Genomic DNA, 23,161 nt, shown 5'->3' with positions numbered 1-23,161 from the left:
CTTGCGACGACGTTCCGCCAGTCTCCGACTCGTTGCGCGAGGCAGCTTGATCCAGATCAAGCGCGCGAAATATCTCCAACCTGGTCCTGGCGACTCTTTGATGATGTCATTGCATCAATGCTTTGCCCGACGATGTAGCGCCTCGGAAGCTGCATGCAGCTCGACCGCTGCCGCAGCTTCCGGGCAGTCTACGCGCGTCGGCACAGCTCGTGACTTGCAAGCCAGACCTGTGCAGCATCGATCATTTTCGAGAGAATGGCATCGTGCCAGTGTTTTGCCCGACCAGGCAACCGAGACGACTTTCGCTCGCGCCTAAGCCATTGATTTCACAACCCCCGTCTACTGTGCATGGGGTTGTTTTCGCGAATTTGTTTTGGAAGGGGCTGCTAGCCGGCGCCCAGCGCGACCGCGACGTTGTAGGTCAGAAGGCTTGCCGCGTAGGCCAGCACCAGCATGTAGCTGAAGGTCACGGCCATCCAGGTCCAGCTTCCGGTCTCGCGCCGGATCACGGCCAGCGTCGAGGCGCATTGCGGGGCGAAGATGTACCAGGCCAGCATCGACAGCGCGGTGGCGAGCGACCATTTCGTCGCCAGCACCTGGCCGATCTGCTCGGCCGCTTCCTTGCCGCCTTCGATCGCATAGACTGTGCCGAGGGCGGCGACCGCGACCTCGCGCGCCGCCATGCCCGGGATCAGCGCGACCGCGATCTGCCAGTTGAAGCCGACCGGGGCGAGCAGGGGTTCGAGCGCCTTGCCGATGATCGCGGCCAGGCTGAAGTCGATGGCGGGCTCGGTGGCGCCGGCCGGCGGCTGCGGGAACGAGGCCAGGAACCAGATCAGCACCATCATCGAGAAGATCGTGGTGCCGGCGCGGTACAGGAACATCTTGGCGCGGGTGAAGATGCCGATCACGATCGATTTCAGCCGGGGCATCTTGTAGTCCGGCAGCTCGAGCATGAACGGCGCCGGCGCATAGTCGCGCAGCATGAAGAACTTGATCAGGAACGAGACGAGAAGCGCGCTGATGATGCCGCAGGCATAGAGGCCGAACATCACGAGGCCCTGCAGGTTGATGAAGCCCCAGACATCCTTCGCAGGGATGAAAGCCGAGATGATCAGCGTGTAGACTGGAATGCGCGCCGAGCAGGTCATCAGCGGCGCGATCAGGATCGTAGTCAGCCGGTCGCGCTTGTTGTCGATCACGCGCGTCGCCATGATGCCGGGAATGGCGCAGGCAAAGCTCGACAGCAGCGGAATGAAGGCGCGGCCGTGCAGGCCGGCGCCGCCCATGATGCGGTCCATCAGGAACGCGGCGCGCGCCATATAGCCGAAATCTTCCAGCAGCAGGATGAACAGGAAGATGAGGATGATCTGCGGCAGGAACACGATGACGCTGCCGACGCCGGAGATCACGCCATTCTGCAGGAAGCTCTGCAACAGGCCGTCGGGCAGGGTGGCCTGCACGAGCTCCCCGAGCGCGTCGAAGCCGGATTTGAGCACGTCCATTGCCGGTTGCGCCCAGGCGAACACCGCCTGGAACATCACGAACAGGATCAGCGCGAGCACGATCAGGCCGCCGACCGGATGCAGCACGATCGCGTCGATCCGCGCGGTCCAGGTGTCGGGCCGACTTGGCAGGCTGACGCAGTCGGCGATGATGCGGTCGGCCTCGCGCTGGGTCGCGCGCAATTCGGAGACACTGAGCGCGCGCCAGTTGTTCGCCTCGGCCTCGGCGGCGAGCTTTGCCGAGATCTCGTCTGTCAGCTTCAAGAGGTCGGCGGTGCCGCCCTTGCGCACCGCGATCGAGGTGACCACGGGCAGGCCGAGCTCCTTGGCGAGCCGCTCCGTGTCGACGGTGATGCCGCGGCGGGCCGCGATGTCGAACATGTTGAGCACGAGCAGCATCGGCCGTCCGGTGCGCTTGAGCTCGAGCAGCAGGCGGATGGTCAACCGCAGATTTGTGGAATCGGCCACGCACAGCACGAGATCGGGCACGGTCTCGCCGGAGGCCTTGCCGAGCACGAAGTCGCGGGTGATCTCCTCGTCCGGGCTGCGGCCGCGCAGCGAATAGGTGCCGGGCAGGTCGACCACCGAGACCTGGCGTCCCAAGGGAGTGACGAAGAAGCCTTCCTTGCGCTCGACGGTGACGCCCGGATAGTTCGCGACCTTCTGCCGGCTGCCGGTCAGGGCATTGAACAGCGAGGTCTTGCCGCTGTTCGGCGTGCCCACCAGGGCGAGATGCAGCAAGGGTAATTCCATGGAATCACTGGTCCGGGATCAGAGGTCCGGTCGCTGTCTAGGCGACGATGATGGCCATGGCTTCGCGGCGGCGGACCGCAATCGTGATCCTGTCGACCCGCACGGCGATCGGGTCGCGCCCGACCAGCCCCTCGTGCAGGACCTCGACCCGGGCGCCCTCGACGAAGCCGAGCTCGATCAGGCGGCTCTCGAGCTCGATGTCGGAGAGCGCCGAGCCCGCCTCGCGAGCGGAAAGATGCTGGATGACGCCGGTATAGCCGCGCTGGGCCAGACCCAGCGGCATGTGCGGGCGCGTGTCATTGGTGTCGGTCATGCCCTGTATTTTCAACGCAAGGCATTGAGGTCAAGCGCGCGCGCTCGCTGAAACCGCACCTTAGAGTGATTTTAAAGTGCAGATCGCGGAGCGCCGTCGAAAGCGCCCCCGGCGGCTACTGGGCCGGGACCTTGTCCGGCTGGGGGGCCATGGCCCGGGTCTTGAAGTAGTCCAGGACGAACAGGCGGATCGCCGACGACAGATTGCCCTGCTGGCGGTTGTTGTCGATCTCGCCGACCAGCTCGGACAACGTCATGTTGCGCAAGCCGGAGATCTCCTTCATGCCGTTCCAGAACGCCTCTTCCAGGCTGACGCTGGTCTTGTGCCCAGCGACGACGATCGACCGTTTCACGACGGGCGACTTCATGGCTGCTCCTCGCGATCGATCTGGTGCTGGTCCAGCTGATGCTGGTCCAGATGCGCCTTCGCCTTGTCCGCGCGCGTCTCCTCCGCCGACCGTTCCGCCTTCGTGCGCCCGAACTTCGTCCGGTTGGCGTCCGCCTGCTTCGCCGAGGCTTCCCGTTCGGCGCGCTTCCTGAAACGATTCAGGTTGATGACGTTCCCCATGCCGCGTCTCCATCATCCGATCCTTTCCAGGCAGGATGAAACATTCAGAAACAGGGTGCCGCACTGCGCCCCACAAGACTTGATCGCCATTCGCTTGTCCTCGTCAATCGGCCTCTCGGGCCATCAAACGATGAATTTCGCCCCCGTCGAGGGGCGGAAGGGCTGCGTAGCACGCCGTCCTGCCGGAACATTGACGGTAATCAAATCCCGCCCCCAAAGCCGCACATTTCTAGGGCGCCGAGCGTCCGTATCATTACGGATGGCTATCGGAATTCGGAGTTCTATCCCGGGCTGGTCATCTTCTCGGGGCGTACCAGGCGATCGAACTCGTCGGCCGAGACGAAGCCGAGCCGCAGCGCCTCCTCCTTCAGCGTGGTACCGTTGGCGTGCGCCGTCTTGGCCACCTTGGCGGCGTTGTCGTAGCCGATCTTTGGGGCGAGCGCCGTCACCAGCATCAGCGAACGCTGCATCAGCTCACTTATGCGCTTTTCGTCGGCACGGATGCCGCTCACGCAATGCTCGGTGAAGGATCGCGCGGCATCCGCCATCAGGCGGATCGAGTGCAGCATGTTGTAGGCGAGCACCGGCTTGTAGACGTTGAGCTCGAAATGGCCCTGGCTGCCGGCCACCGTGATCGCGGTGTGATTGCCGAACACCTGGCAGCACACCATGGTCATCGCCTCGCACTGGGTCGGATTGACCTTGCCCGGCATGATCGAGGAGCCCGGCTCGTTCTCCGGCAGGACAAGCTCGCCTAGCCCCGAGCGCGGGCCCGATCCCAAGAGGCGGATGTCGTTGGCGATCTTGAACAGCCCTGTCGCGACCGAATTGATGGCGCCGTGCGCCAGCACGTAGGCGTCGTTGGAGGCCAGTGCCTCGAATTTGTTGGCGGCGCTGGTGAAGGGCAGCTTCGTGATCCCGACCACGTGCTTGGCGAAAAGCTTCGCGAAGCGCGGCTTCGAGTTGAGGCCGGTGCCGACGGCGGTGCCGCCCTGCGCCAGCGGATAGAGGTCCTTCACCGCGACCTTGAGCCGGGCGATACCGCTTTCGACCTGCGCGGCATAGCCGGAAAACTCCTGGCCGAGCGTCAGGGGCGTGGCATCCTGCGTATGAGTCCGGCCGATCTTGACGATTTTTGCGAACGCCTTCTCCTTCTTGCGCAGCGCGCGGAGCAGCTCATCGAGCGCAGGAATGAGATCGGCAGTGATGCGACTTGCGGCCGCGATGTGCATCGCAGTCGGAAACGAATCGTTCGACGACTGGCTCATGTTGACGTGATCGTTGGGATGCACCGGCTTCTTGGCGCCGAGCTCGCCGCCCAAGAGCTCGTTGGCGCGGTTGGCGATCACCTCATTGAGGTTCATGTTGCTCTGCGTGCCCGAGCCGGTCTGCCACACCACCAGCGGGAAATGATCGTCCAGCCTGCCCTCGATCACCTCGCGCGCGGCGCGGATGATGGCATTGGCGCGTCGGCGGTCGAGCAGGCCGAGCTCGAGGTTGGACTGTGCGGCCGCGAGCTTGACGATGCCGAGCGCGTGCACCAGCGCGATCGGCATGCGGTCGGTGCCGATGCGGAAATTCTGGCGCGAGCGCTCGGTCTGCGCGCCCCAATAGCGATCGGCGGGGACCTCGATCGGACCGAAACTGTCGGTCTCGATGCGGGTGGCGGCAGCCTTCAAGCGGTCAGTCTTCGAGCGGGCAGTTTTGGCCATGAGCACATCCATCCTGCCGCCCGAAATGCCGCGCGGCCGTTTCATGTGCTCTTCTATATAGGCAGTTGGGCCGGGCGCGATGGCTTCGGCCCCAACCTAGATCATTTCTTGCGGAAACGATCGAGCCGCACGACTTCGGCGCCGCCCTGGTTCGGGGCCGCCGGCTCCTCCGTGCTGTCCGCCGTTTCAGGGGCGGGCGTCTGCACGGCGACGGCCGATGGCGCGGGAGCTGCCGGCAGCGTCTCGGGCACGACCTCGGCGACGTCGGACGTGTCGAACTGCAGGCCGAACTTCACGGACGGATCGAGGAAGCTCTTGATGGCGCTGAACGGCACGATCAGCCGCTCCGGAATGCCGCCGAAGGACAGGCCGACCTCGAAGCGGTCCTCGAGCACGGTCAGATCCCAGAACTGATGCTGCAGGATGATCGTCATCTCTTCCGGGTATTGCGCCAGCAGCCGCGACGACAGCTTCACGCCATCGGCCTTCGACACGAAGGTGATGAAGAAATGGTGCTCGCCCGGCAGGCCCTGGGCCGCGGCATCGGTCAGCACCTTCCGCAGCACGCCGCGCAGCGCGTCGCGGGCCAGCACATCGTATCGGATATGATCGGTCGCCATGGTGGTCCTGTTGCATCCCCGAAGCCGGACCGTGCCGACCCGACTCGCCAAGCCGCAATAGTACCGCGCCTGACGGGTCAGCAGGAGTCCCCGCCGGGGAAGAAATCAAGAGTAAAGTGGAGGCTTCTGTTGCCAGGTGCCTCCGAACCCCGCCTAACGGAGCTTAACCCGTTAGGACTTTAAGATGGTCTTTCAAACTGCGTTACGCAGCCTGAGCAACCGGAGCAAAGTTGTCGTTGGCAACTATTGCATAGCCCGATAACGGCGGAACAATACCGGGAAAAAGTTCGCCCTTTACGCCCTCGTCGATCCTATTTCGCCCCCGCCAAAGCCCGCCTCGGGATAGTCCGCTGGTGGGCTTTGGTGGAGGCGCCGGGTACCGCCCCCGGGTCCGAATGGTTTATTGCGACGACCGTTTATTTCCATAGCCGGCGAACCGGCAGCCCCAATATAGGGCGCAAAGGTTTCGAAAAACAGGGGTTTTGCGCGGCCCTCGCAATGTTCCCTTTGGATAGGTTTCGGACGGACGGGACATGAGCTTGGCCGCGTGGCGACCGGCGTCCTAAGCTCCTGAGATGCCCGAGGATTCCGCGTCGGCCGCCCAAGAAACAGATCAGGTGCCGGACCAGCCGGCCGCCGGCGCCGCTCCGCCCGGCCTGCTCGCGCTGTTTCTCGCCTTCGCCAGGATGTCTCTGGCCGGTTTCGGCGGGGTCTTGGTGTTTGCCCGGCGGGCGATCGTCGAGCAGCACCGCTGGATGAATGCGGACGAGTTCAACGAGACTTTTGCGCTCTGCCATTTCCTGCCCGGACCCAACATCGTCAATCTGTCCATGGTGTTCGGATCAAGGCTGCGCGGCATCGCGGGCGGGGTTGCCGCGTTTGCCGGATTGTTGCTGCCGCCGACGCTGATCATGACGGTGCTTGCGATCATCTACGCCCGTTACGGTGACCTCGACGTGCTGCGCCGCAGCCTCGCCGGCATCTCCTGCGCGGCGGTCGGTCTCTTGATCGCGGTGGTGTTCCGCATGATGACGCCGCTGCTGAAGCGAACGGATCCCCTCGCACTGATCCTGATGGCCGGCGTGTTCCTCGCCATCGGCGTGCTCCGCCTGCCGCTTCCGGCGGTGCTGCTGGTCGCGATTCCCATCAGTGTCGGCGCCACTTTTTTCCTGCGGCGGAAAGTAGCAGCATGAAGCCTGAGAATCCGATCTGGGCGCTGATCTCCACCTTTGGACTGATGTCGCTGTTCGCGGTCGGCGGCGCCGCGGCGGCGGTGCCCGAAATGCACCGCATCGCGGTCGAGGTGCATCACTGGATGACCGACAAGCAGTTCACCGACGCCTATGCGATCGCGCAGCTCTCGCCAGGTCCGAATGTGCTTATCGTGACCTTAATCGGCTATGCCGTCGCCGGCATCCCCGGCGCGCTGGCGGCGACGTTGGCGATGTGTCTGCCGACAGCGCTGCTTGCCTATTATGTCAGCCGCCTCCTAAATCGGCCCAGCAAATCGCGTTGGCCCGGCTTGATCCAGGCTGCACTGGTTCCGCTTTCGATCGGATTGATGGCGGCGAGTGCCCTGATCCTGGCCCAGTCGACCGATCGCACAATTGCTGCAGTGCTTCTGACCGCAATGGTTGCGGTGATCGCCTCGGTCTCGCGCATCAATCCACTCTGGCTCCTGCTCGCCGGGGGACTGTTGGGTTTTGCTGGCATTGTGTAATGAATATCGCTAGGCAGTGATCCGGGCGGGGGACCCAGTTCCAGCCGATTTAGAACAACAGTGCTCGTGACTTACCGGTCGCGGAGGAGACATGCATGGCCGACACGATGGGCCACACGGCGACAGCCACCCGAAATACCCAGGTGGCGCTCGGCTTCTGCCTGCTGGCGATTGCGCCGCAGATTTTCGAATTCATCTGGTCGATAGGGACGATTTTCGGCTGGGGCGCGGGCCGCGGCCCGGCCACGGTCGTGATCAGCCACGCCACCGCGTTGCTCGCCGGTGCGCCCGGTACGTTGATCGGAGCGGCCAGCGGTGACACCAAGAAGGCGTCGTCCGAGGTGCTGCTGGCGCTGATCTACTCCTATCCGATCTTTGCGGTCGCGATTCTTACGCTGTTCATGACCATCAGGTCGGCGCAGGACTATGTCGGCGGAGTCATCCTGATGGCGCTGGCCCTGTTTGCGCTGTGGGCCTCGAGCGATCTGCAGGGGATGCGCGGCTTCTCCTTCGGCGCCGGCACCGCGCCGCGGATGTTCGGCGGATTGCTGGTCGCCTTGTCCGCCGGCATCGCCCTGACCGGACTTCTGACCGATGGGCCGGCGATGGCCCATTACTCGTGGCGCGGGCCGATGTTCGTGATGGCCGCGATCCTGTTCTTCGCGCTGGCGATCCGGCCGCTCGGCCTCGTGGTCACGGCCTTTGCGAGCTTCATGATCGCCGCGACGGGATCGCATGAGACGCGCTGGCTGGAGGCCGCCATCGTTGGCGCCTGCCTGACGATCGGCTGCGCGATTCTCTTTCCCTACGTGCTCGGGTTGCCGATGCCGATGTACCCGCGTTTCCTGATCCAGTGAGGGTGTGATGGATATCTTTGCCAACCTCGCTCACGGTTTTGCCGTCGCGCTGTCCCCGATCAACCTGCTGATGTGCCTGATTGGCGCGCTGGTCGGCACGCTGGTCGGCGTGCTCCCGGGCATCGGCACCATCGCCACCGTCGCGATGCTGCTTCCTATCACCTTCGGATTGCCGCCGGTCGGCGCGCTGATCATGCTCGCCGGCATTTATTACGGCGCCCAGTATGGCGGCTCGACCACGTCGATCCTGGTCAATATTCCAGGTGAGGCGACATCGGTCGTCACCGCCATCGACGGTCACCAGATGGCCAAGCAGGGCCGCGCAGGCCCGGCGCTGGCGATCGCGGCGATCGGCTCGTTCTTCGCCGGCTGCGTCGCGACCGTGCTGATTGCCGTGCTCGGCGCGCCGCTGACCAAGCTCGCGCTGGCGTTCGGTCCGGCCGAGTATTTCTCGCTGATGGTGCTCGGCCTGATCTTCGCCGTGGTGCTGGCCAAGGGCTCGGTGCTGAAGGCGATCGCGATGATCGTGTTCGGCCTGCTGCTGTCGATGGTCGGCTCGGACATCGAGACCGGCGCTTCGCGCATGGCCTTCAACATTCCGGAGCTCGCCGACGGTCTCGGCTTTGCGACGGTGGCGATGGGTGTGTTCGGCTTTGCCGAGATCATCCGCAATCTCGACGCCGGCGCCGAGATGAACCGCGACCTCGTGCAGCAGAAGATCACCGGCCTGATGCCGACCAAGAAGGATCTGATCGACTCGACGCCGCCGATTTTGCGCGGCACCGTGCTCGGCTCGATCCTCGGCATCCTGCCGGGCGGCGGCGCGGTGATCGCCTCGTTCGCGGCCTACACGCTCGAGAAGAAGCTTGCGAAGGATCCGAAGCGCTTCGGCCGCGGTGCGATCGAGGGCGTTGCGGCGCCGGAAAGCGCAAACAACGCGGCGGCGCAGACCTCCTTCATCCCGCTGCTGACGCTCGGCATCCCGCCGAACGCGGTGATGGCGCTGATGGTGGGCGCGATGACCATCCATGGCATCGTGCCGGGTCCGCAGGTGATGCAGAAGCAGCCGGATCTCGTCTGGGGCATGATTGCCTCGATGTGGATCGGCAATCTGATGCTGATCATCATCAACCTGCCGCTGGTCGGAATCTGGGTCCGGTTGCTTCGCGTGCCGTACCGGCTGATGTTCCCCTCGATCGTGATCTTCTGCGCGATCGGCATCTACTCGGTGAACAACGCGCCGGTCGACGTCATCCTTGCCGGCGTTTTCGGTCTCGTCGGCTACTGGCTGATCAAGCACGATTTCGAGCCGGCACCGCTGCTGCTCGGCATGGTGCTCGGACCGCTGATGGAAGAGAACCTGCGCCGTGCGCTGCTGATCTCGCGCGGCGACTGGAGCGTGTTCCTGACGCGTCCGCTGTCGGCGGTGCTGCTCGCGATCGCGGCGAGCCTGCTGCTGCTCACGGTGCTGCCGGTGTTGCGGTCGAAGCGGGACCAGGTGTTCACCGAGTCCGAGAACTAGGGGGCTCCTGCGTCGGCGCTGCGCTCCTGCGTCGGCACGCCGCATTCGGAAGTCGAATCGACTTGTGTTACGGCTTCGTGAAATGAAAATGCCGGCCTTTGGGCCGGCATTTTGCTGTGTCCAAGGAACGACGGGGATCGACATGACCTTCATTCGCGCGCTCACGGGCGCATGTGCCGCAGCGCTCGCCTCGCTGTGCGCTTTTGTTGCGCCGGCCGATGCGCAGACTTATCCGACGCGCAGCATCACCATGATCGTACCGTTCGCGGCCGGCGGCCCGACCGACGTCGTCGCGCGCATCGTCACCGGGCATATGGCGCAGACGCTGGGACAGAGCATCATCATCGAGAACGTGGTCGGCGCCGGCGGCACCACCGCAACCACCCGCGCCGCGCGCGCGGCCAATGACGGCTATACGCTCATCACCGGGCATATGGGCACGCATGCCGCCTCCGTGCCGCTCTATCCCAAGCTCGCCTATCATCCCGAGAAGGACTTCGAGCCGATTGCGCTGCTCGCGGGTACCCCGATCCTGATCCTCGCGCGCAAGGACTTTCCGCCGAAGGATTTGAAGGAGTTCGTGGCCTATGTGAAGGCCAACGCCGAGAAGGTGAACGCTGCCCATGCCGGCGTCGGCTCGGTCTCGCACGTCTCCTGCGAGCTCCTGCACTCGATCCTCGACATCAAGCCGGTCGGGGTACCCTTCAACGGCACGGGGCCTGCGATGAACGCGCTGGTGGCGGGGCAGGTCGACTATATGTGCGACCAGATCGTCAATGCCGTGCCGCAGATCAATGCCGGCACCATCAAGGCCTATGCGATCGCAACGCCCGAGCGCAATCCGTCGCTTCCGAACGTGCCGACGACGGCGGAAGCGGGCCTGCCGAAATTCCAGGCCCAGGCCTGGAATGCGATGTTCGCGCCCAAGGGAACCTCGCCGGCGATCCTGGCCAGCCTGAACGCCGCGGCCAACAAGGCGCTCGACGACGAGACCGTGAAGAAGCGCCTGCTCGAGCTCGGCAGCGTCATCCCGGGCCCTGCGGAGCGGACGCCGGAGGCGCTGGCCACCCTCGTCAAGAACGAGATCGCGAAATGGACCCCGGTGCTGAAGCCGGCCACTTAAGCAGCACTTTCAAGCCGATAGGCGAGGGGCGGGACGTTAGGTTCCGCCCCTTGTCGTTTGCGTCGGGACCACTCACTTTTCCGGGTATAATCGGAGCGGACAGCGAATCGCCGCTGTTGCAGCGCGGGGGCGGCCGCTAAATTCGCCGGCTCCCCAAAGGCTCAGTCGCACATGCACCAGTATCAGGACCTGCTCGAGCGGATTCTCTCAGACGGCGCCGAAAAGACCGACCGGACCGGTACCGGCACGCTCTCGGTGTTCGGCCATCAGATGCGCTTCAATCTGTCGGCCGGCTTCCCGATGCTGACCACCAAGCGGCTGCCGCTGAAGGCGATCATCCACGAGCTGCTGTGGTTCCTGAAGGGCGACACCAACATCAAATATCTGCGCGACAACGGCGTCACCATCTGGGACGAATGGGCGGACGCCAATGGCGATCTCGGCCCGGTGTATGGTCATCAATGGCGCTCCTGGCCGGCGCCTGACGGCCGCAGCATCGACCAGATTGCGAACGTGGTCGACATGATCAAGCGCAATCCGGACTCGCGCCGCCTGATCGTCTCGGCGTGGAATCCAGCCGAAGTCGACAAGATGGCGCTGCCGCCATGCCATTGCCTGTTCCAGTTCTACGTCGCAGGCGGCAAGCTGTCCTGCCAGCTCTATCAGCGCTCGGCCGACGTCTTCCTCGGCGTGCCCTTCAACATCGCCTCCTATGCGCTGCTGACCATGATGGTGGCGCAGGTCACCGGCCTGAAGCCCGGCGACTTCGTGCATTCGTTCGGCGACACCCATCTCTATTCCAACCATCTGGAGCAGGCCCGGCTTCAGCTCACGCGCGCGCCGCGCGCGCTGCCGGTGATGCGGATCAACCCCGACGTGAAGGACATCTTCTCCTTCCGCTTTGAGGATTTCGAGCTCGTCGGCTACGATCCGCATCCGCACATCAAGGCGGAAGTCGCGGTTTAGCGCCGATGTCGCTCAACATCCGCCGTGTGCGCCCGGGCGAAGCCGGGCTGGTTCTGGCTTTCATCCGCGAGCTGTCCGAATACGAAAAACTCTCGCACGAGGTCGAGGCGACCGAGGCTGACATCGCTGACGCGCTGTTCGGCGAGCGACCGCAACTCTATTGCGCGATCGCCGAGTGGAACGGTGAGCCGGTCGGCTTCGCGGTCTGGTTTGCGAATTTCTCCACCTTCAGCGGCCGTCACGGCATCTATCTCGAGGATCTCTACGTACGGCCGTCGCATCGGGGCAGGGGCCTCGGCAAGGCGCTGCTGGTCCATCTAGCCAAGGAATGCGTCGACAACGGCTGGTCCCGCCTGCAATGGGCGGTGCTCGACTGGAACGCGCCGTCGATCGCGTTCTACAAATCGCTAGGCGCCGTCATGATGGACGACTGGACGCTGTGCCGCGTCACCGGGCCGGCGCTGACGCGGCTTGCCGGGAGCGCGACCTGATGGAGATCGTCTTTGTCGTTGCCATTGCGGAGAACGGTGTCATCGGCGCCGGCAACGCGATGCCGTGGCGATTGAAATCCGACATGCAGCGCTTCAAGGCGCTGACGATCGGCAGGCCCGTGATCATGGGCCGCAAGACCTTTGAATCATTGCCCCGCCGTCCGCTGCCGGGCCGCACGAATATCCTCATCACGCGCGATGCGGATTATCGCGCCAATGGCGCCATCGTCACGACGTCGGCCGCGGACGCCGACGCGGTCGCGCGCGGCGATGCCCTGCGGCGTTCGGTCACTGAGATCGCGGTGATCGGCGGCGCCGAAATCTTTCGGCAATGGCTCGACCGCGCCGATCGCCTCGAAATCACCGAAGTGCATGCGCGGCCCGAAGGCGACACGCATTTCGACATCGACAAGGCGGAATGGGACGAGGTGGCGCGTGTCCGCCATCCTGCCGGAGGCGAGGACAGCGCCGAATACTCCTATGTGACATATCGTCGGCGGCGCGGCCATTAACCGCTTTCTTCAATGTTTACATTGACTTTTTCGTGCCCGAGCATAGCTCGGAAGACGGTCACCGCTGCGTTGTAAGGGACTTGCCTGTCCCCTATAAAGCCGGACCGGACAAAGCGGGCGGGGGCAATTCCAGCCTGCCGAGGAGAGCGTCGAATGCCGTGGAAGAATCAGGGCGGTGGCCCATGGGGCTCGGGTCCGAAGGGACCATGGGGCTCAGGCCCGCAACCGGTCGGGCCGAGGCCGCCGGATCTGGAAGACCTTCTGCGGCGCGGTCAGGACCGCCTCCAGCAGATCATGCCGGGCGGCTATTTCTCCGGCATCGGCATCACGCTGATCGTGCTGCTGATCGTGGCGTTCTGGCTGCTGTCGGGCTTCTTCCGCGTGCAGTCCGAAGAGCTCGGCGTCGTGCTGCGCTTCGGCAAGCACGTTCGCACCGTGCAGCCGGGCCTGAACTATCATCTGCCCTATCCGATCGAGACAGTGCTGCTGCCCAAGGCGCTGCGCGTCAACACCATCTCGATCGGCATGACGCTGATCGACGATCCGGCGCGGCGCGGCCGCTCCATTCGTGACGTGCCGGAAGAGAGCCTGATGCTGACCGGCGACGAGAACATCGTCGACGTCGACTTCACGGTGCTCTGGCGCATCAAGCCGGATGGCGTCGGCGACTTCCTCTTCAACATCCAGAATCCCGAAGGTACCGTGAAGGCGGTCTCCGAGAGCGCGATGCGCGAGGTGATCGGCCGCTCGCAGATCCAGCCTATCCTGACCGGCGCACGCAACGTCACCGAGCAGGGCGTGCAGGAGCTGATCCAGAGGACGCTGGACAGCTACGGCGCCGGCATTCAGGTCACCCAGGTGCAGATGCAGAAGGTCGATCCGCCGGCGCAGGTGATCGACGCGTTCCGCGACGTCCAGGCGGCGCGCGCCAATCTCGAGCAGTTGCAGAACGAGGCGCAGACCTACGCCAACCAGGTGGTGCCGCAGGCGCGCGGCCGCTCGGCCAAGATCCTGCAAGACGCCGAAGGCTACAAGGAGCAGGCGGTCGCCGAGGCCAAGGGCCAGAGCGCGCGCTTCCTGAAGGTTTACGAGGAATACAAGAAGGCGCCCGACGTGACGCGTGAACGGATCTATCTGGAGACGATGGAGCGCGTGCTCGGCGGCGCGGACAAGCTCGTCTATGACGGCGGGCCCTCGGGCCAGGGCATCGTGCCCTATCTGCCGCTCGGCGAACTGACGACCAAGCGGCCGCCTACCACCGGTCCGCAGTCGAGCGGAGGCAACCGATGAGGTCTCCGGTCACAGGTATCGTCACGCTGCTTGGGCTCCTGCTCGTCGTGATCGTCGGCTACATGTCGCTGTTCACGGTGCAGCAGACCGAGCAGACCATCGTGCTCCAGTTCGGCCGGCCCGTCGACGTCGTCACCGCACCCGGCCTGCACTTCAAGGCGCCGTGGAATTCGGTGATCAACATCGACAAGCGGATCCTCGATCTGGAGAACCCGTCGCAGGAAGCGATCGCCTCCGATCAGAAGCGGCTCGTGGTCGACGCCTTCGCGCGCTACCGCATCAAGGATGCGCTGCGCTTCTATCAGAGCGTCGGCTCGATCCAGGCAGCCAACATCCAGCTCACCACGCTCCTGAACGCGGCGCTGCGCCGCGTGCTGGGCGAGGTCTCCTTCATCAACGTGGTGCGCGACGACCGCGAGAAGCTGATGCAGCGCATCCGCGACCAGCTCGATCGCGAGGCCGACGGCTACGGCATCCAGGTCGTCGACGTCCGGATCCGCCGCGCCGATCTGCCGGAGCAGAACAGCCAGGCGGTCTATCTGCGCATGAAGACCGAGCGCGAGCGCGAGGCGGCCGAGTTCCGCGCGCAGGGCGGCCAGAAGGCCCAGGAGATCAAGTCCAAGGCCGATCGTGAGGCGACCGTCATCGTCGCCGAGGCGAATTCGCAGGCCGAGCAGACCCGGGGCGCCGGCGATGCCGAGCGCAACCGCCTGTTCGCCGAAGCCTACAGCAAGGACGCCGACTTCTTCGCCTTCTACCGGTCGATGACGGCTTACGAGAACGGGCTGCGTTCGAACGACACCCGCTTCCTGCTGCGGCCGGACTCGGATTTCTTCCGGTACTTCAGTAACCCGTCCGGCAAGATGGCGACCGAGACGCCGGCGAAGCCGTAAGCTAGACGCCGTAAGCTAGACAAAGGGCGGCGGATCTCGCCGCCCTTCGTCCAGACAAGAACAGCATAACGGGAGGTTCCAATCCGATGAGGTCCATTGCGTTCGCCGACTTCCTCATCGGCTTGGGCATCCTGTTCGTGCTGGAAGGCTTGATGTTCGCGGCAAGTCCCAACTGGATGCGCAAGGCCATGAAGAGCGCCATCGCCACGCCGGACAACATCCTACGGGCGGTCGGGATCGGTTCGGCCGTCGTCGGTCTGGTCCTGATCTGGGTCATGCGGCGCCCCATTTAGGCGTCGCGCCAACGCCAAAGTGAAGGCGAGAGACCGGTTTTCGCCGTATTATCGGGGTCTTGAGGCCCGTTAAGCTCCGCGCTTGCGCCGTCCCCCCGTCAAGCGCAGTCTGGCGCCGAATCCCTCTCTCTGGAGATCACAATGACCGCTGCCACCATTGCCCCTTCCCGCTCGCGACTTGGTGTGCGAATTGGGCTGGCCGCGCTCGCCGTCGCTGCTTTGAGCGCGTTCGGCACGCCGGCTTTTGCGCGCGGACCGGAGGGCATCGCCGACGTCGCCGAGAAGGTGATCGACGCGGTCGTCAACATCTCGACCTCGCAGACCGTCGAGGCCAAGGGCGGCGGCGGCAACGCCATGCCGCAATTGCCGCCCGGCTCGCCCTTCGAGGAGTTCTTCGACGACTTCTTCAAGAACCGCAAAGGTCCGGGCGGCAGCAGCAAGGGTGGCGAGCGCGGCGACGGCGGCCCGCCGCCGCGCAAGACCAACTCGCTCGGAAGCGGCTTCATCATCGACACGTCAGGCGTCGTCGTCACCAACAACCACGTCATCGCGGATGCCGACGAGATCAACGTCATCCTCAACGACGGTACCAAGATCAAGGCCGAGCTGGTCGGCGTCGACAAGAAGACCGACCTTGCAGTGCTGAAGTTCAAGCCGACCAAGCCGCTGGTCGCGGTGAAGTTCGGCGATAGCGACAAGCTGCGTCTCGGCGACTGGGTGGTCGCGATCGGCAACCCGTTCAGCCTGGGCGGCACGGTGACGGCCGGCATCGTCTCGGCCAAGAACCGCGACATCTCGTCGGGGCCCTATGACAGCTACATCCAGACCGACGCATCCATCAACCGCGGCAATTCCGGCGGTCCGCTGTTCAACCTCGATGGCGACGTCATCGGCGTCAACACGCTGATCATCTCGCCCTCCGGCGGCTCGATCGGCATCGGCTTCGCCGTGCCTTCGAAGACGGTCGCGGGCGTCGTCGACCAGCTCCGTCAGTTCGGCGAGCTGCGCCGCGGCTGGCTCGGCGTGCGGATCCAGAGCGTTACCGACGAGATCGCCGAAAGTCTCAACATCAAGCCGGCGCGCGGCGCGCTGGTTGCGGGCGTCGACGACAAGGGCCCGGCCAAGCCGGCCGGCATCGAGCCGGGCGACGTCGTCGTCAAGTTCGACGGCAAGGACGTCAAGGATCCGAAGGACCTGTCCCGGGTCGTCGCCGACACAGCGGTCGGCAAGGAAGTCGACGTCATCATCATCCGCAAGGGCAAGGAAGAAACCAAGAAAGTCACGCTCGGCCGCCTCCAGGATCCCGAGAAGGTGCAGGCCGCGGTGAAGACCGACGAGCCCGCGCCCGAGAAGCCGGTGACGCAGAAGGCGCTCGGCCTTGATCTTGCGGCGCTGAACAAGGATCTGCGCACCCGCTACAAGATCAAGGAGAGCGTCAAGGGCGTGGTCGTCACCAATGTCGAGGCCAATTCCGACGCCGCCGAGAAGCGCCTCTCCGCCGGCGACGTCATCGTCGAGGTGGCGCAGGAGGCGGTCACCAGCGGCGCGGACATCCAGAAGCGGGTCGACCAGCTCAAGAAGGACGGCAAGAAGTCGGTGCTGCTGCTGGTGTCGAACGCCGACGGCGAGCTGCGGTTTGTCGCGCTGAGCGTGCAGTAGTCGCGGGGCCGGTGCCGTAGGGTGGGCAAAGCGAAGCGTGCCCACCATCTGTCGCCGTCGGAGAAAGATCGTGGGCACGGCGCTTTGCGCCTTTGCCCACCCTACGGCCGCTGAGCATGCGGCAAGAGGCTACGCCTCCACGAACTCGTCCCGCCGATACCCCTGCGCATACAGCAGCGCGGTGAGGTCGCCGTGGTCGATCCGCGCCGCGGCCGCAGCCGCCACGGCCGGCTTGGCATGATAGGCGACGCCCAGCCCCGCGGCCTGGATCATCGCGAGATCATTGGCGCCGTCGCCGACCACGACCGAGTCGATGTCGTCGAGATCGAACGACTCCATCAGATCCACCAGCGTCGCGAGCTTCGCCGCGCGGCCCAAAATCGGCTCCTTCACCTCGCCGGTGAACTTGCCGTCGCGCACGACGAGCTCGTTGGCGCGGTTCTCCTGGAAGCCGATCTTGGCGGCGACCGCGGTCGTGAACAGCGTGAAGCCGCCGGAGACGAGGCAGGTATAGGCGCCGTGGGCGCGCATGGTCGCGACCAGCTCGCGGCCGCCCGGGGTCAGCGTGATGCGCTTGGCCAGCACCTCGTCGACCACGCCGGCGGGCAGGTCCTTCAGCAGCGCGACGCGCTCGCGCAGCGCCGGCTCGAACTCGATCTCGCCGCGCATCGCGCGTTCGGTGATGGCGGCGACGTGGGCCTTCATCCCGACGAGATCGGCGAGCTCGTCGATGCATTCCTGGCCGATCATGGTGGAATCCATGTCGGCGAGAAAAAGCTTCTTGCGCCGGGCGCCGACTGGCTGCACGACGATGTCGACGGGCAGGTCGCCGCGAAGCTCCCGGAGCCGCTGCTCGATGGCGTGACGGTCGCCTTCGAGGTTACTGTCGGCGCCGAAGGGAATGTCGACCGCGACCCCGTCGAACAGCCAGTGCGCGGGAGCTGCCTGGGGCAGCACGGCGCGGGCGCCATCGACGATGGTGGAGTCGAGCGCGGGATTGTCGGGATTGCAGATCAGCGTGGCGACGAGGGACATTTGAGGTTTTCGTGAGCGAGGGGCAAGTCAGCAGAAGCCATGTTGGCAAGGCCGTGCTTATCGCAGGCCCGACCGCCAGCGGCAAGTCGGCGCTGGCGCTGGAGCTTGCCCTCAGCACGGGCGGGGTGGTCATCAATGCCGATTCCATGCAGGTCTATCGCGACCTGCGGATCATCACGGCGCGCCCCACACTGGGCGAGGAAGCGCGCGCGCCGCATCGCCTGTACGGTCATGTCGATGCAGCCGTGAATTTTTCGGCCGGTGCCTGGGTGAGTGATGCCGCCAAGGCGCTCGAAGAAGCGAAAGCGGAAGGCCGTCTGCCGATCTTCATCGGTGGCACCGGGCTCTATTTCAAGGCGCTGACGGCGGGGCTCTCCGTGGTGCCGCCGATTCCTGCCGAGGTGCGCGAGGACGTGCGCGCGCGGCTGGAACGCAACGGTGCGGAGGCGCTGCATGCGGAACTGGCGCGTCGTGATCCCAGTGCGGCCGAGCGATTGAACCTGCGCGACCGCACCCGCATCGCGCGTGCGCTTGAAGTGGTCGAAGCGACCGGCCGTTCGCTGCTCGACTGGCATCGGGAGGGCCAGCCGCCGCTGCTACCGAAGGACAGTTTTCGCGCGGTATTTCTCGCTCCCGACCGGGACGAGCTTTATGCCCGCATCGATACCCGCTTCGATGCCATGCTGGGCGCCGGTGCGTTGAAGGAGGTCGAGCAGCTCGCCGCCAGACACCTCGATCCGCTGCTGCCGGCGATGAAGGCTCATGGCGTGCCGGCCCTGATCCGGCATCTGCGCGGTGAGCTCAGCCTGGAGGACGCCGCAGGAATCGGCCGCGCCGATACCCGCCACTATGCCAAGCGGCAATTCACCTGGTTCCGGCACCAATTGCCTGAATTCGAATGGGTGAAGCCCGGGGAGGCGAGGGGATGGCTCGCCGCCATTGTGAACGCGGCCCGCGACCCCGCCTGAGGCGCTTTTCTGTCCGGGTTCCAGAATTTACCTCTCGCCGAACCCGGGGAACACCGCTACACTGCCAAAATCGCGTGGGAACGGCCGCATCGCCTTGACATCCAGGCTTTGGCCGCTATGTTTCGCGCAACCTTTGGGAAGCCGGGCACCTGCCATGCGTAACATTATTACCAAACTCCTTATCGCCGTCGTACCCAGGCACACCGCCGGGGGTGGCTAGCTGCCATCCACATGACAGGCGGTGTGCATGGGCCCTCTTCGGGGCCTTTTTTATTTCCCGAACCAGACACGAACGAAGCCGCTGACAACAGCGCATCCGGAGCAAGCCAATGAGCGACAAGAGCCACGATCCGAACCAGATGACCGGCGCCGCGATGATCGTCCGCGCGCTCATCGATCACGGCGTGACCGACATTTTCGGCTATCCCGGCGGCGCGGTGCTTCCGATCTATGACGAGATCTTCCAGCAGAGCGAGGTCCAGCACATCCTGGTCCGCCACGAGCAGGGCGCGGGCCACGCCGCCGAAGGTTATGCGCGCTCGACCGGCAAGCCGGGCGTCGCACTTGTGACGTCAGGTCCCGGCGCCACCAACATGGTGACGCCGCTGACCGACGCGCTGATGGACTCGATCCCGCTGGTCTGCATCTCCGGCCAGGTGCCGACGCATCTGATCGGCAACGACGCGTTCCAGGAATGCGACACCGTCGGCATCACGCGCCCCTGCACCAAGCACAATTGGCTGGTGCGCGACGTCAACGATCTCGCAAAAGTGCTGCACGAAGCCTTCTACGTCGCGACCTCCGGCCGTCCCGGCCCGGTGCTGGTCGACGTTCCCAAGGACGTGCAGTTCGCGACCGGCACCTATCATCCGCCGCGCAAATCCGATGTGCACCGCTCCTACGCGCCACGCGTGAAGGGCGATGCGACGCAGATCCGCAAGGCCGTGGCGCTGCTCGCCAATGCCAAGCGTCCCGTGATCTACAGCGGCGGCGGCGTCATCAATTCCGGTCCTGAAGCGACCAAGCTGCTGCGCGAACTGGTCGAGGTCACCGGCTTTCCGATCACCTCGACGCTGATGGGCCTCGGTGCCTATCCGGCGTCGGGCAAGAATTGGTTAGGCATGCTCGGCATGCACGGCACTTATGAAGCCAACATGACGATGCATGATTGCGACGTCATGCTGTGCGTCGGTGCGCGCTTCGACGACCGCATCACCGGCCGTGTCGATGCGTTCTCGCCGGGCTCGAAGAAGATCCACATCGACATCGATCCGTCCTCGATCAACAAGAATATCCGCGTCGACGTGCCGATCATCGGCGATTGCGGCAACATCCTGGGCGACATCCTCCAGGTGTTCAAGGCGGAGACGAAGAAGCCCGACATCAAGGCGTGGTGGCAGCAGATCGCACAGTGGCGTGCCCGTAACTCGCTCTATTACAGGAAGAGCAACGAGGTGATCCTGCCGCAGCACGCGATCCAGAGCCTGTTCGAGGCGACGCGCGGCAGGGACACCTACATCACCACGGAAGTCGGCCAGCACCAGATGTGGGCGGCGCAGTTCTTCGGTTTCGAGGAGCCGCATCGCTGGATGACGTCGGGCGGTCTCGGCACCATGGGCTACGGCCTGCCGGCGGCGGTCGGCGTGCAGGTTGCCCATCCCGACAGCCTCGTCATCGACATCGCGGGCGATGCCTCGGTGCAGATGACGATGCAGGAGATGTCGACGGCGGTTCAGTACGAGCTGCCGATCAAGATCTTCATCCTTAACAACCAGTACATGGGCATGGTGCGGCAGTGGCAGCAGCTGCTGCACGGCAACCGCCTGTCGCATTCCTACTCGGAAGCGCTGCCGGATTTCGTCAAGCTCGCGGAAGCCTATGGCGGCGTCGGCATCCAGGTGCACAAGCCCGGCGATCTCGATGGCGCCATCCAGGAAATGATCTCGGTCAAGCGTCCGGTGCTGTTCGACTGCCGCGTCGCCGCGCTCGAAAACTGCTTCCCGATGATCCCCTCGGGCAAGGCGCACAACGAGATGTTGTTGCCGGAGCAGGCCAACGACGAGGCCACCGCCAAGGCCTTCGCCGGCGGCAAGGCGCTGGTGTGAGGCCATGTTCGACCTGACGGAGCTCGAGCGCGCACATGCGATCGTGGGGCAGGCGGTGCCGGCAACGCCGGCGCACGCCTGGCCGCTGCTCGCCGAGCGGCTCGGCGCGCAGGTCGTGGTCAAGCACGAGAACCACACGCCGATCGGGGCTTTCAAGGTGCGCGGCGGGCTGGTCTATCTCGAGCGGTTGAAGCGCGAGCGGCCGAATATTCCCGGCATCATCTCGGCGACGCGCGGCAATCACGGCCAGAGCCTGGCGTTCGCGGCGAGCCGCCACGGCGTGCCCGCGGTGATCTACGTGCCGCGCGGCAATTCGGCCGAGAAGAATCGCGCGATGAAGGCCTTTGGCGCCGAGCTCGTCGAGCATGGCGAGGACTTTCAGGCTGCGCGTGAGGAAGCCGAGCGCCGCGCGCAGTTTACCGGGCTCCATATGGTGCCGTCGTTCCACCCCGACCTCGTGCTCGGCGTCGCCACTTATGCGCTTGAGCTGTTCAAGGCAGCGGCGGACCTCGACATTCTCTATGTGCCGATCGGGCAGGGCTCCGGCATCTGCGGCTGCATCATGGCGCGGGACCTGCTCGGCCTGAAGACCGAGATCGTCGGCGTGCAGTCGACGGAAGCTCCGTCCTATGCGCTGTCGTTTGCGGCCGGAAAGATTGTGACGACCGAGACCAGCAACACGCTCGCCGATGGCATGGCGACGCGCATTCCGGACGCCGAGGCGTTCGCGCTGATACGCAAGGGTGCCTCGCGGATCGTGCAGGTCACCGACGATGAGGTCGCTACCGCGATCCGCGCCTACTGGACCGATACGCACAATCTTGCCGAAGGCGCGGGCGCCGCTGCGCTCGCCGCGGCGATGCAGGAAAAGAACAAGCTGAAGGGCAAGCGCGTCGGTCTCGTGCTGTCCGGCGGCAATATCGATTTCGATCTGTTTCGCCGTTGGGTCGGGACGGACGCGTCAGCGATGGCGTGAGGAAGAGACAAGAGGGGACGACAATGAACCAGCCCGCATCCGCCTACTTCATCGAGGACCGCCACGATCCCAACGAGACGCATACGCTCTCGGTGCTCGTGCAGAACGAGCCGGGCGTGCTCGCGCGCGTCATCGGCCTGTTCTCGGGCCGCGGCTACAACATCGAGAGCCTCACGGTCTCGGAGACCGAGAGCCAGAAGCACCTGTCGCGCATCACCATCGTCACCACCGGTACGCCGATGGTGATCGAGCAGATCAAGCACCAGCTCGACCGCATGATCCCGGTCTACCGGGTCGTCGACATGACCCAGACCAAGCGATCGATCGAGCGCGAGCTGGCGATGGTAAAGGTGCGCGGGCAGGGCGAGCATCGGGTCGAGGCGCTCAGGCTCGCGGATGCGTTCCGCGCCCGGGTGATCGACGCTACGACCGAGAGCTTTGTGTTCGAGATCACAGGCAATACGGACAAGATCAATCAATATATCGACCTGATGCGCCCGCTCGGCCTCGTCGAGGTGTCGCGCACCGGCGTTGCCGCGATCGGCCGCGGGCCTGAAGGGATGTGAACCATGCTGGCGCGCGACTGGTACTATAACGAGCGGAACCGGATGGGGATCGAGCCCGCGGTGGCCTCGATCTACGACGCCCACGACGATGCCAATCTGCGGGCGCGCGCCGCGCTGAAAATGCTGGGGGTCCAGCGCGGCTGGCGCATCGCCGACATCGGCTGCGGCAACGGCGTGCTGGCGACCGAAGCCGCGCTGCTGGGTGCCGAGGTCGACGCCATCGACATCTCGCCGGCGATGCTGGCGCTTGCCGAGATCTACGCGCGTGATCGCAAGGCGCCCGTGCGCACCCAGTCCGCCGGCCTGCTAAGCTTTGCCTATCGGCCGGAATCCTACGACCTGATCGTCAGCGAATTCACGCTGCACCACCTGCCGGATTTCTGGAAGGCGGTGGCGATGTCGCGGATCTATCGTGCGCTGAAGCCGGGCGCGAGCTTCTATCTGCGCGACATCGTCTATGCCTCCATGCCCGACGCGATCGAGCGCGACGTCGAGCAATGGGCCGACTACCAGATCAAGAACCACGATTTTTCGCGCGAAGGCGTCGTCACGCATATGCGCGACGAATACTCCACCTTCGGCTGGGTGATGGAGCGGATGCTGACCGACGTCGGCTTCGCGCTGGTCTCGGCCGATTACCACGCACCGATGCACGGCACGTATCTGCTGCGCAAACCAAGAGCCGGCGAGCAAGGCTAGACCAATAACAACAGGG

24 protein-coding genes and 1 other RNA gene are annotated in these 23,161 nt (G+C 64.8%); 17 read left to right on the top strand and 8 right to left on the bottom strand.

Going from position 1 to position 23,161, the window contains the following annotated elements:
* Positions 1-386 precede the first annotated feature (386 nt).
* From feoB to ssrA, 7 genes are all read right to left on the bottom strand, one after another.
* The gene (gene feoB / locus CV770_RS18060) at positions 387-2,258 is read right to left on the bottom strand and encodes a ferrous iron transporter B (RefSeq protein WP_104463258.1); all 1,872 of its coding nucleotides are present in this window, start codon (positions 2,256-2,258) and stop codon (positions 387-389) included.
* A 37-nt stretch (positions 2,259-2,295) separates the two neighbouring features.
* Positions 2,296-2,571 (bottom strand): FeoA family protein, encoded by a 276-nt coding sequence (locus CV770_RS18055; RefSeq protein WP_104463257.1) that lies wholly within the window; start codon positions 2,569-2,571, stop codon positions 2,296-2,298.
* 115 nt (positions 2,572-2,686) lie between these two features.
* A complete protein-coding gene (locus CV770_RS18050; RefSeq protein WP_091961486.1) occupies positions 2,687-2,938 on the bottom strand; it encodes a ribbon-helix-helix domain-containing protein in 252 nt (83 codons plus the stop codon).
* Complete coding sequence (locus CV770_RS18045; protein WP_091961483.1) at positions 2,935-3,138, bottom strand: DUF4169 family protein; 204 nt, start codon at positions 3,136-3,138, stop codon at positions 2,935-2,937. The genes CV770_RS18050 and CV770_RS18045 overlap by 4 nt, the downstream gene beginning before the upstream one ends.
* A gap of 281 nt (positions 3,139-3,419) precedes the next feature.
* Entirely contained in the window at positions 3,420-4,862 is a 1,443-nt protein-coding gene (fumC, locus tag CV770_RS18040) for a class II fumarate hydratase (protein WP_104463262.1), read from the bottom strand.
* Between the two features lie 89 nt (positions 4,863-4,951).
* Positions 4,952-5,470 (bottom strand): SspB family protein, encoded by a 519-nt coding sequence (locus tag CV770_RS18035; RefSeq protein WP_104463256.1) that lies wholly within the window; start codon positions 5,468-5,470, stop codon positions 4,952-4,954.
* Between the two features lie 115 nt (positions 5,471-5,585).
* Positions 5,586-5,950: a transfer-messenger RNA gene (ssrA, locus tag CV770_RS18030) on the bottom strand.
* 95 nt (positions 5,951-6,045) lie between these two features.
* Between ssrA and CV770_RS18025 the strand changes: the two genes are divergently transcribed.
* The 12 genes from CV770_RS18025 (at position 6,046) to CV770_RS17970 (ending at position 16,796) form a co-directional block, all read left to right on the top strand.
* Entirely contained in the window at positions 6,046-6,663 is a 618-nt protein-coding gene (locus tag CV770_RS18025; protein WP_104463255.1) for a chromate transporter, read from the top strand.
* Positions 6,660-7,190: a chromate transporter gene (locus CV770_RS18020; RefSeq protein WP_028145460.1), complete on the top strand. Its 531-nt coding sequence runs from the start codon at positions 6,660-6,662 to the stop codon at positions 7,188-7,190. The genes CV770_RS18025 and CV770_RS18020 overlap by 4 nt, the downstream gene beginning before the upstream one ends.
* Positions 7,191-7,285: 95 nt before the next feature.
* Positions 7,286-8,047, top strand: coding sequence for a tripartite tricarboxylate transporter TctB family protein (locus tag CV770_RS18015; protein ID WP_104463254.1), 762 nt, complete (start codon positions 7,286-7,288; stop codon positions 8,045-8,047).
* Between the two features lie 7 nt (positions 8,048-8,054).
* On the top strand, positions 8,055-9,569 hold the full coding sequence (locus CV770_RS18010; RefSeq protein WP_165637542.1) for a tripartite tricarboxylate transporter permease: 1,515 nt from the start codon (positions 8,055-8,057) through the stop codon (positions 9,567-9,569).
* A gap of 142 nt (positions 9,570-9,711) precedes the next feature.
* Entirely contained in the window at positions 9,712-10,692 is a 981-nt protein-coding gene (locus CV770_RS18005) for a tripartite tricarboxylate transporter substrate binding protein BugD (RefSeq protein ID WP_104463253.1), read from the top strand.
* Between the two features lie 171 nt (positions 10,693-10,863).
* Positions 10,864-11,658 (top strand): thymidylate synthase, encoded by a 795-nt coding sequence (locus CV770_RS18000; protein ID WP_018319711.1) that lies wholly within the window; start codon positions 10,864-10,866, stop codon positions 11,656-11,658.
* Between the two features lie 5 nt (positions 11,659-11,663).
* Positions 11,664-12,149 (top strand): GNAT family N-acetyltransferase, encoded by a 486-nt coding sequence (locus CV770_RS17995; RefSeq protein ID WP_104463252.1) that lies wholly within the window; start codon positions 11,664-11,666, stop codon positions 12,147-12,149.
* Positions 12,149-12,661, top strand: a complete 513-nt coding sequence (locus tag CV770_RS17990; protein ID WP_104463251.1) for a dihydrofolate reductase — start codon at positions 12,149-12,151, stop codon at positions 12,659-12,661. The genes CV770_RS17995 and CV770_RS17990 overlap by 1 nt, the downstream gene beginning before the upstream one ends.
* 153 nt (positions 12,662-12,814) lie before the next feature.
* Positions 12,815-13,951 (top strand): FtsH protease activity modulator HflK, encoded by a 1,137-nt coding sequence (hflK, locus tag CV770_RS17985; RefSeq protein WP_018319714.1) that lies wholly within the window; start codon positions 12,815-12,817, stop codon positions 13,949-13,951.
* Entirely contained in the window at positions 13,948-14,844 is an 897-nt protein-coding gene (gene hflC / locus CV770_RS17980) for a protease modulator HflC (protein ID WP_091961446.1), read from the top strand. Before hflK ends, hflC begins: the two co-directional genes overlap by 4 nt.
* A gap of 86 nt (positions 14,845-14,930) precedes the next feature.
* Positions 14,931-15,137 carry a DUF2065 domain-containing protein gene (locus CV770_RS17975; RefSeq protein ID WP_028145452.1) on the top strand — a complete coding sequence of 69 codons (207 nt, stop codon included), beginning with the start codon at positions 14,931-14,933 and terminating at the stop codon, positions 15,135-15,137.
* A gap of 141 nt (positions 15,138-15,278) precedes the next feature.
* The gene (locus tag CV770_RS17970; RefSeq protein WP_104463250.1) at positions 15,279-16,796 is read left to right on the top strand and encodes a Do family serine endopeptidase; all 1,518 of its coding nucleotides are present in this window, start codon (positions 15,279-15,281) and stop codon (positions 16,794-16,796) included.
* A 129-nt stretch (positions 16,797-16,925) separates the two neighbouring features.
* Here the strand turns inward: CV770_RS17970 and serB are convergent, their stop codons facing one another.
* Positions 16,926-17,831, bottom strand: a complete 906-nt coding sequence (gene serB / locus CV770_RS17965) for a phosphoserine phosphatase SerB (protein WP_104463249.1) — start codon at positions 17,829-17,831, stop codon at positions 16,926-16,928.
* A gap of 11 nt (positions 17,832-17,842) precedes the next feature.
* On the opposite strand from serB, the gene miaA reads away from it, so the two are divergent.
* The 5 genes from miaA to CV770_RS17940 all read left to right on the top strand — a co-directional run bounded on the left by miaA (position 17,843) and on the right by CV770_RS17940 (position 23,145).
* Positions 17,843-18,799, top strand: coding sequence for a tRNA (adenosine(37)-N6)-dimethylallyltransferase MiaA (miaA, locus tag CV770_RS17960; RefSeq protein WP_104463248.1), 957 nt, complete (start codon positions 17,843-17,845; stop codon positions 18,797-18,799).
* A gap of 329 nt (positions 18,800-19,128) precedes the next feature.
* Positions 19,129-20,904 (top strand): acetolactate synthase 3 large subunit, encoded by a 1,776-nt coding sequence (locus CV770_RS17955; RefSeq protein WP_091961431.1) that lies wholly within the window; start codon positions 19,129-19,131, stop codon positions 20,902-20,904.
* A 4-nt stretch (positions 20,905-20,908) separates the two neighbouring features.
* Positions 20,909-21,880, top strand: coding sequence for a threonine dehydratase (locus CV770_RS17950; RefSeq protein WP_104463247.1), 972 nt, complete (start codon positions 20,909-20,911; stop codon positions 21,878-21,880).
* Positions 21,881-21,903: 23 nt separating this feature from the next.
* On the top strand, positions 21,904-22,446 hold the full coding sequence (ilvN, locus tag CV770_RS17945) for an acetolactate synthase small subunit (RefSeq protein WP_091961422.1): 543 nt from the start codon (positions 21,904-21,906) through the stop codon (positions 22,444-22,446).
* Positions 22,447-22,449: 3 nt separating this feature from the next.
* A complete protein-coding gene (locus CV770_RS17940; RefSeq protein ID WP_104463246.1) occupies positions 22,450-23,145 on the top strand; it encodes a class I SAM-dependent methyltransferase in 696 nt (231 codons plus the stop codon).
* Positions 23,146-23,161 lie beyond the last annotated feature (16 nt).

The sequence above is a fragment of the Bradyrhizobium sp. AC87j1 genome (genome assembly GCF_002936975.1).
In the GTDB taxonomy this organism is placed as follows: domain Bacteria; phylum Pseudomonadota; class Alphaproteobacteria; order Rhizobiales; family Xanthobacteraceae; genus Bradyrhizobium; species Bradyrhizobium shewense.
This window is presented reverse-complemented; position numbering and strand designations above follow the sequence as displayed.

Excerpts from the sequence above, each read along its gene's own strand:
- feoB (WP_104463258.1), bottom strand. The coding sequence starts at position 2,258 with ATGGAATTACCCTTGCTGCATCTCGCCCTGGTGGGCACGCCGAACAGC.
- CV770_RS18055 (WP_104463257.1), bottom strand. The coding sequence starts at position 2,571 with ATGACCGACACCAATGACACGCGCCCGCACATGCCGCTGGGTCTGGCC.
- CV770_RS18050 (WP_091961486.1), bottom strand. The coding sequence starts at position 2,938 with ATGAAGTCGCCCGTCGTGAAACGGTCGATCGTCGTCGCTGGGCACAAG.
- CV770_RS18045 (WP_091961483.1), bottom strand. The coding sequence starts at position 3,138 with ATGGGGAACGTCATCAACCTGAATCGTTTCAGGAAGCGCGCCGAACGG.
- fumC (WP_104463262.1), bottom strand. The coding sequence starts at position 4,862 with ATGGATGTGCTCATGGCCAAAACTGCCCGCTCGAAGACTGACCGCTTG.
- CV770_RS18035 (WP_104463256.1), bottom strand. The coding sequence starts at position 5,470 with ATGGCGACCGATCATATCCGATACGATGTGCTGGCCCGCGACGCGCTG.
- CV770_RS18025 (WP_104463255.1), top strand. The coding sequence starts at position 6,046 with ATGCCCGAGGATTCCGCGTCGGCCGCCCAAGAAACAGATCAGGTGCCG.
- CV770_RS18020 (WP_028145460.1), top strand. The coding sequence starts at position 6,660 with ATGAAGCCTGAGAATCCGATCTGGGCGCTGATCTCCACCTTTGGACTG.
- CV770_RS18015 (WP_104463254.1), top strand. The coding sequence starts at position 7,286 with ATGGCCGACACGATGGGCCACACGGCGACAGCCACCCGAAATACCCAG.
- CV770_RS18010 (WP_165637542.1), top strand. The coding sequence starts at position 8,055 with ATGGATATCTTTGCCAACCTCGCTCACGGTTTTGCCGTCGCGCTGTCC.
- CV770_RS18005 (WP_104463253.1), top strand. The coding sequence starts at position 9,712 with ATGACCTTCATTCGCGCGCTCACGGGCGCATGTGCCGCAGCGCTCGCC.
- CV770_RS18000 (WP_018319711.1), top strand. The coding sequence starts at position 10,864 with ATGCACCAGTATCAGGACCTGCTCGAGCGGATTCTCTCAGACGGCGCC.
- CV770_RS17995 (WP_104463252.1), top strand. The coding sequence starts at position 11,664 with ATGTCGCTCAACATCCGCCGTGTGCGCCCGGGCGAAGCCGGGCTGGTT.
- CV770_RS17990 (WP_104463251.1), top strand. The coding sequence starts at position 12,149 with ATGGAGATCGTCTTTGTCGTTGCCATTGCGGAGAACGGTGTCATCGGC.
- hflK (WP_018319714.1), top strand. The coding sequence starts at position 12,815 with ATGCCGTGGAAGAATCAGGGCGGTGGCCCATGGGGCTCGGGTCCGAAG.
- hflC (WP_091961446.1), top strand. The coding sequence starts at position 13,948 with ATGAGGTCTCCGGTCACAGGTATCGTCACGCTGCTTGGGCTCCTGCTC.
- CV770_RS17975 (WP_028145452.1), top strand. The coding sequence starts at position 14,931 with ATGAGGTCCATTGCGTTCGCCGACTTCCTCATCGGCTTGGGCATCCTG.
- CV770_RS17970 (WP_104463250.1), top strand. The coding sequence starts at position 15,279 with ATGACCGCTGCCACCATTGCCCCTTCCCGCTCGCGACTTGGTGTGCGA.
- serB (WP_104463249.1), bottom strand. The coding sequence starts at position 17,831 with ATGTCCCTCGTCGCCACGCTGATCTGCAATCCCGACAATCCCGCGCTC.
- CV770_RS17955 (WP_091961431.1), top strand. The coding sequence starts at position 19,129 with ATGAGCGACAAGAGCCACGATCCGAACCAGATGACCGGCGCCGCGATG.
- CV770_RS17950 (WP_104463247.1), top strand. The coding sequence starts at position 20,909 with ATGTTCGACCTGACGGAGCTCGAGCGCGCACATGCGATCGTGGGGCAG.
- ilvN (WP_091961422.1), top strand. The coding sequence starts at position 21,904 with ATGAACCAGCCCGCATCCGCCTACTTCATCGAGGACCGCCACGATCCC.
- CV770_RS17940 (WP_104463246.1), top strand. The coding sequence starts at position 22,450 with ATGCTGGCGCGCGACTGGTACTATAACGAGCGGAACCGGATGGGGATC.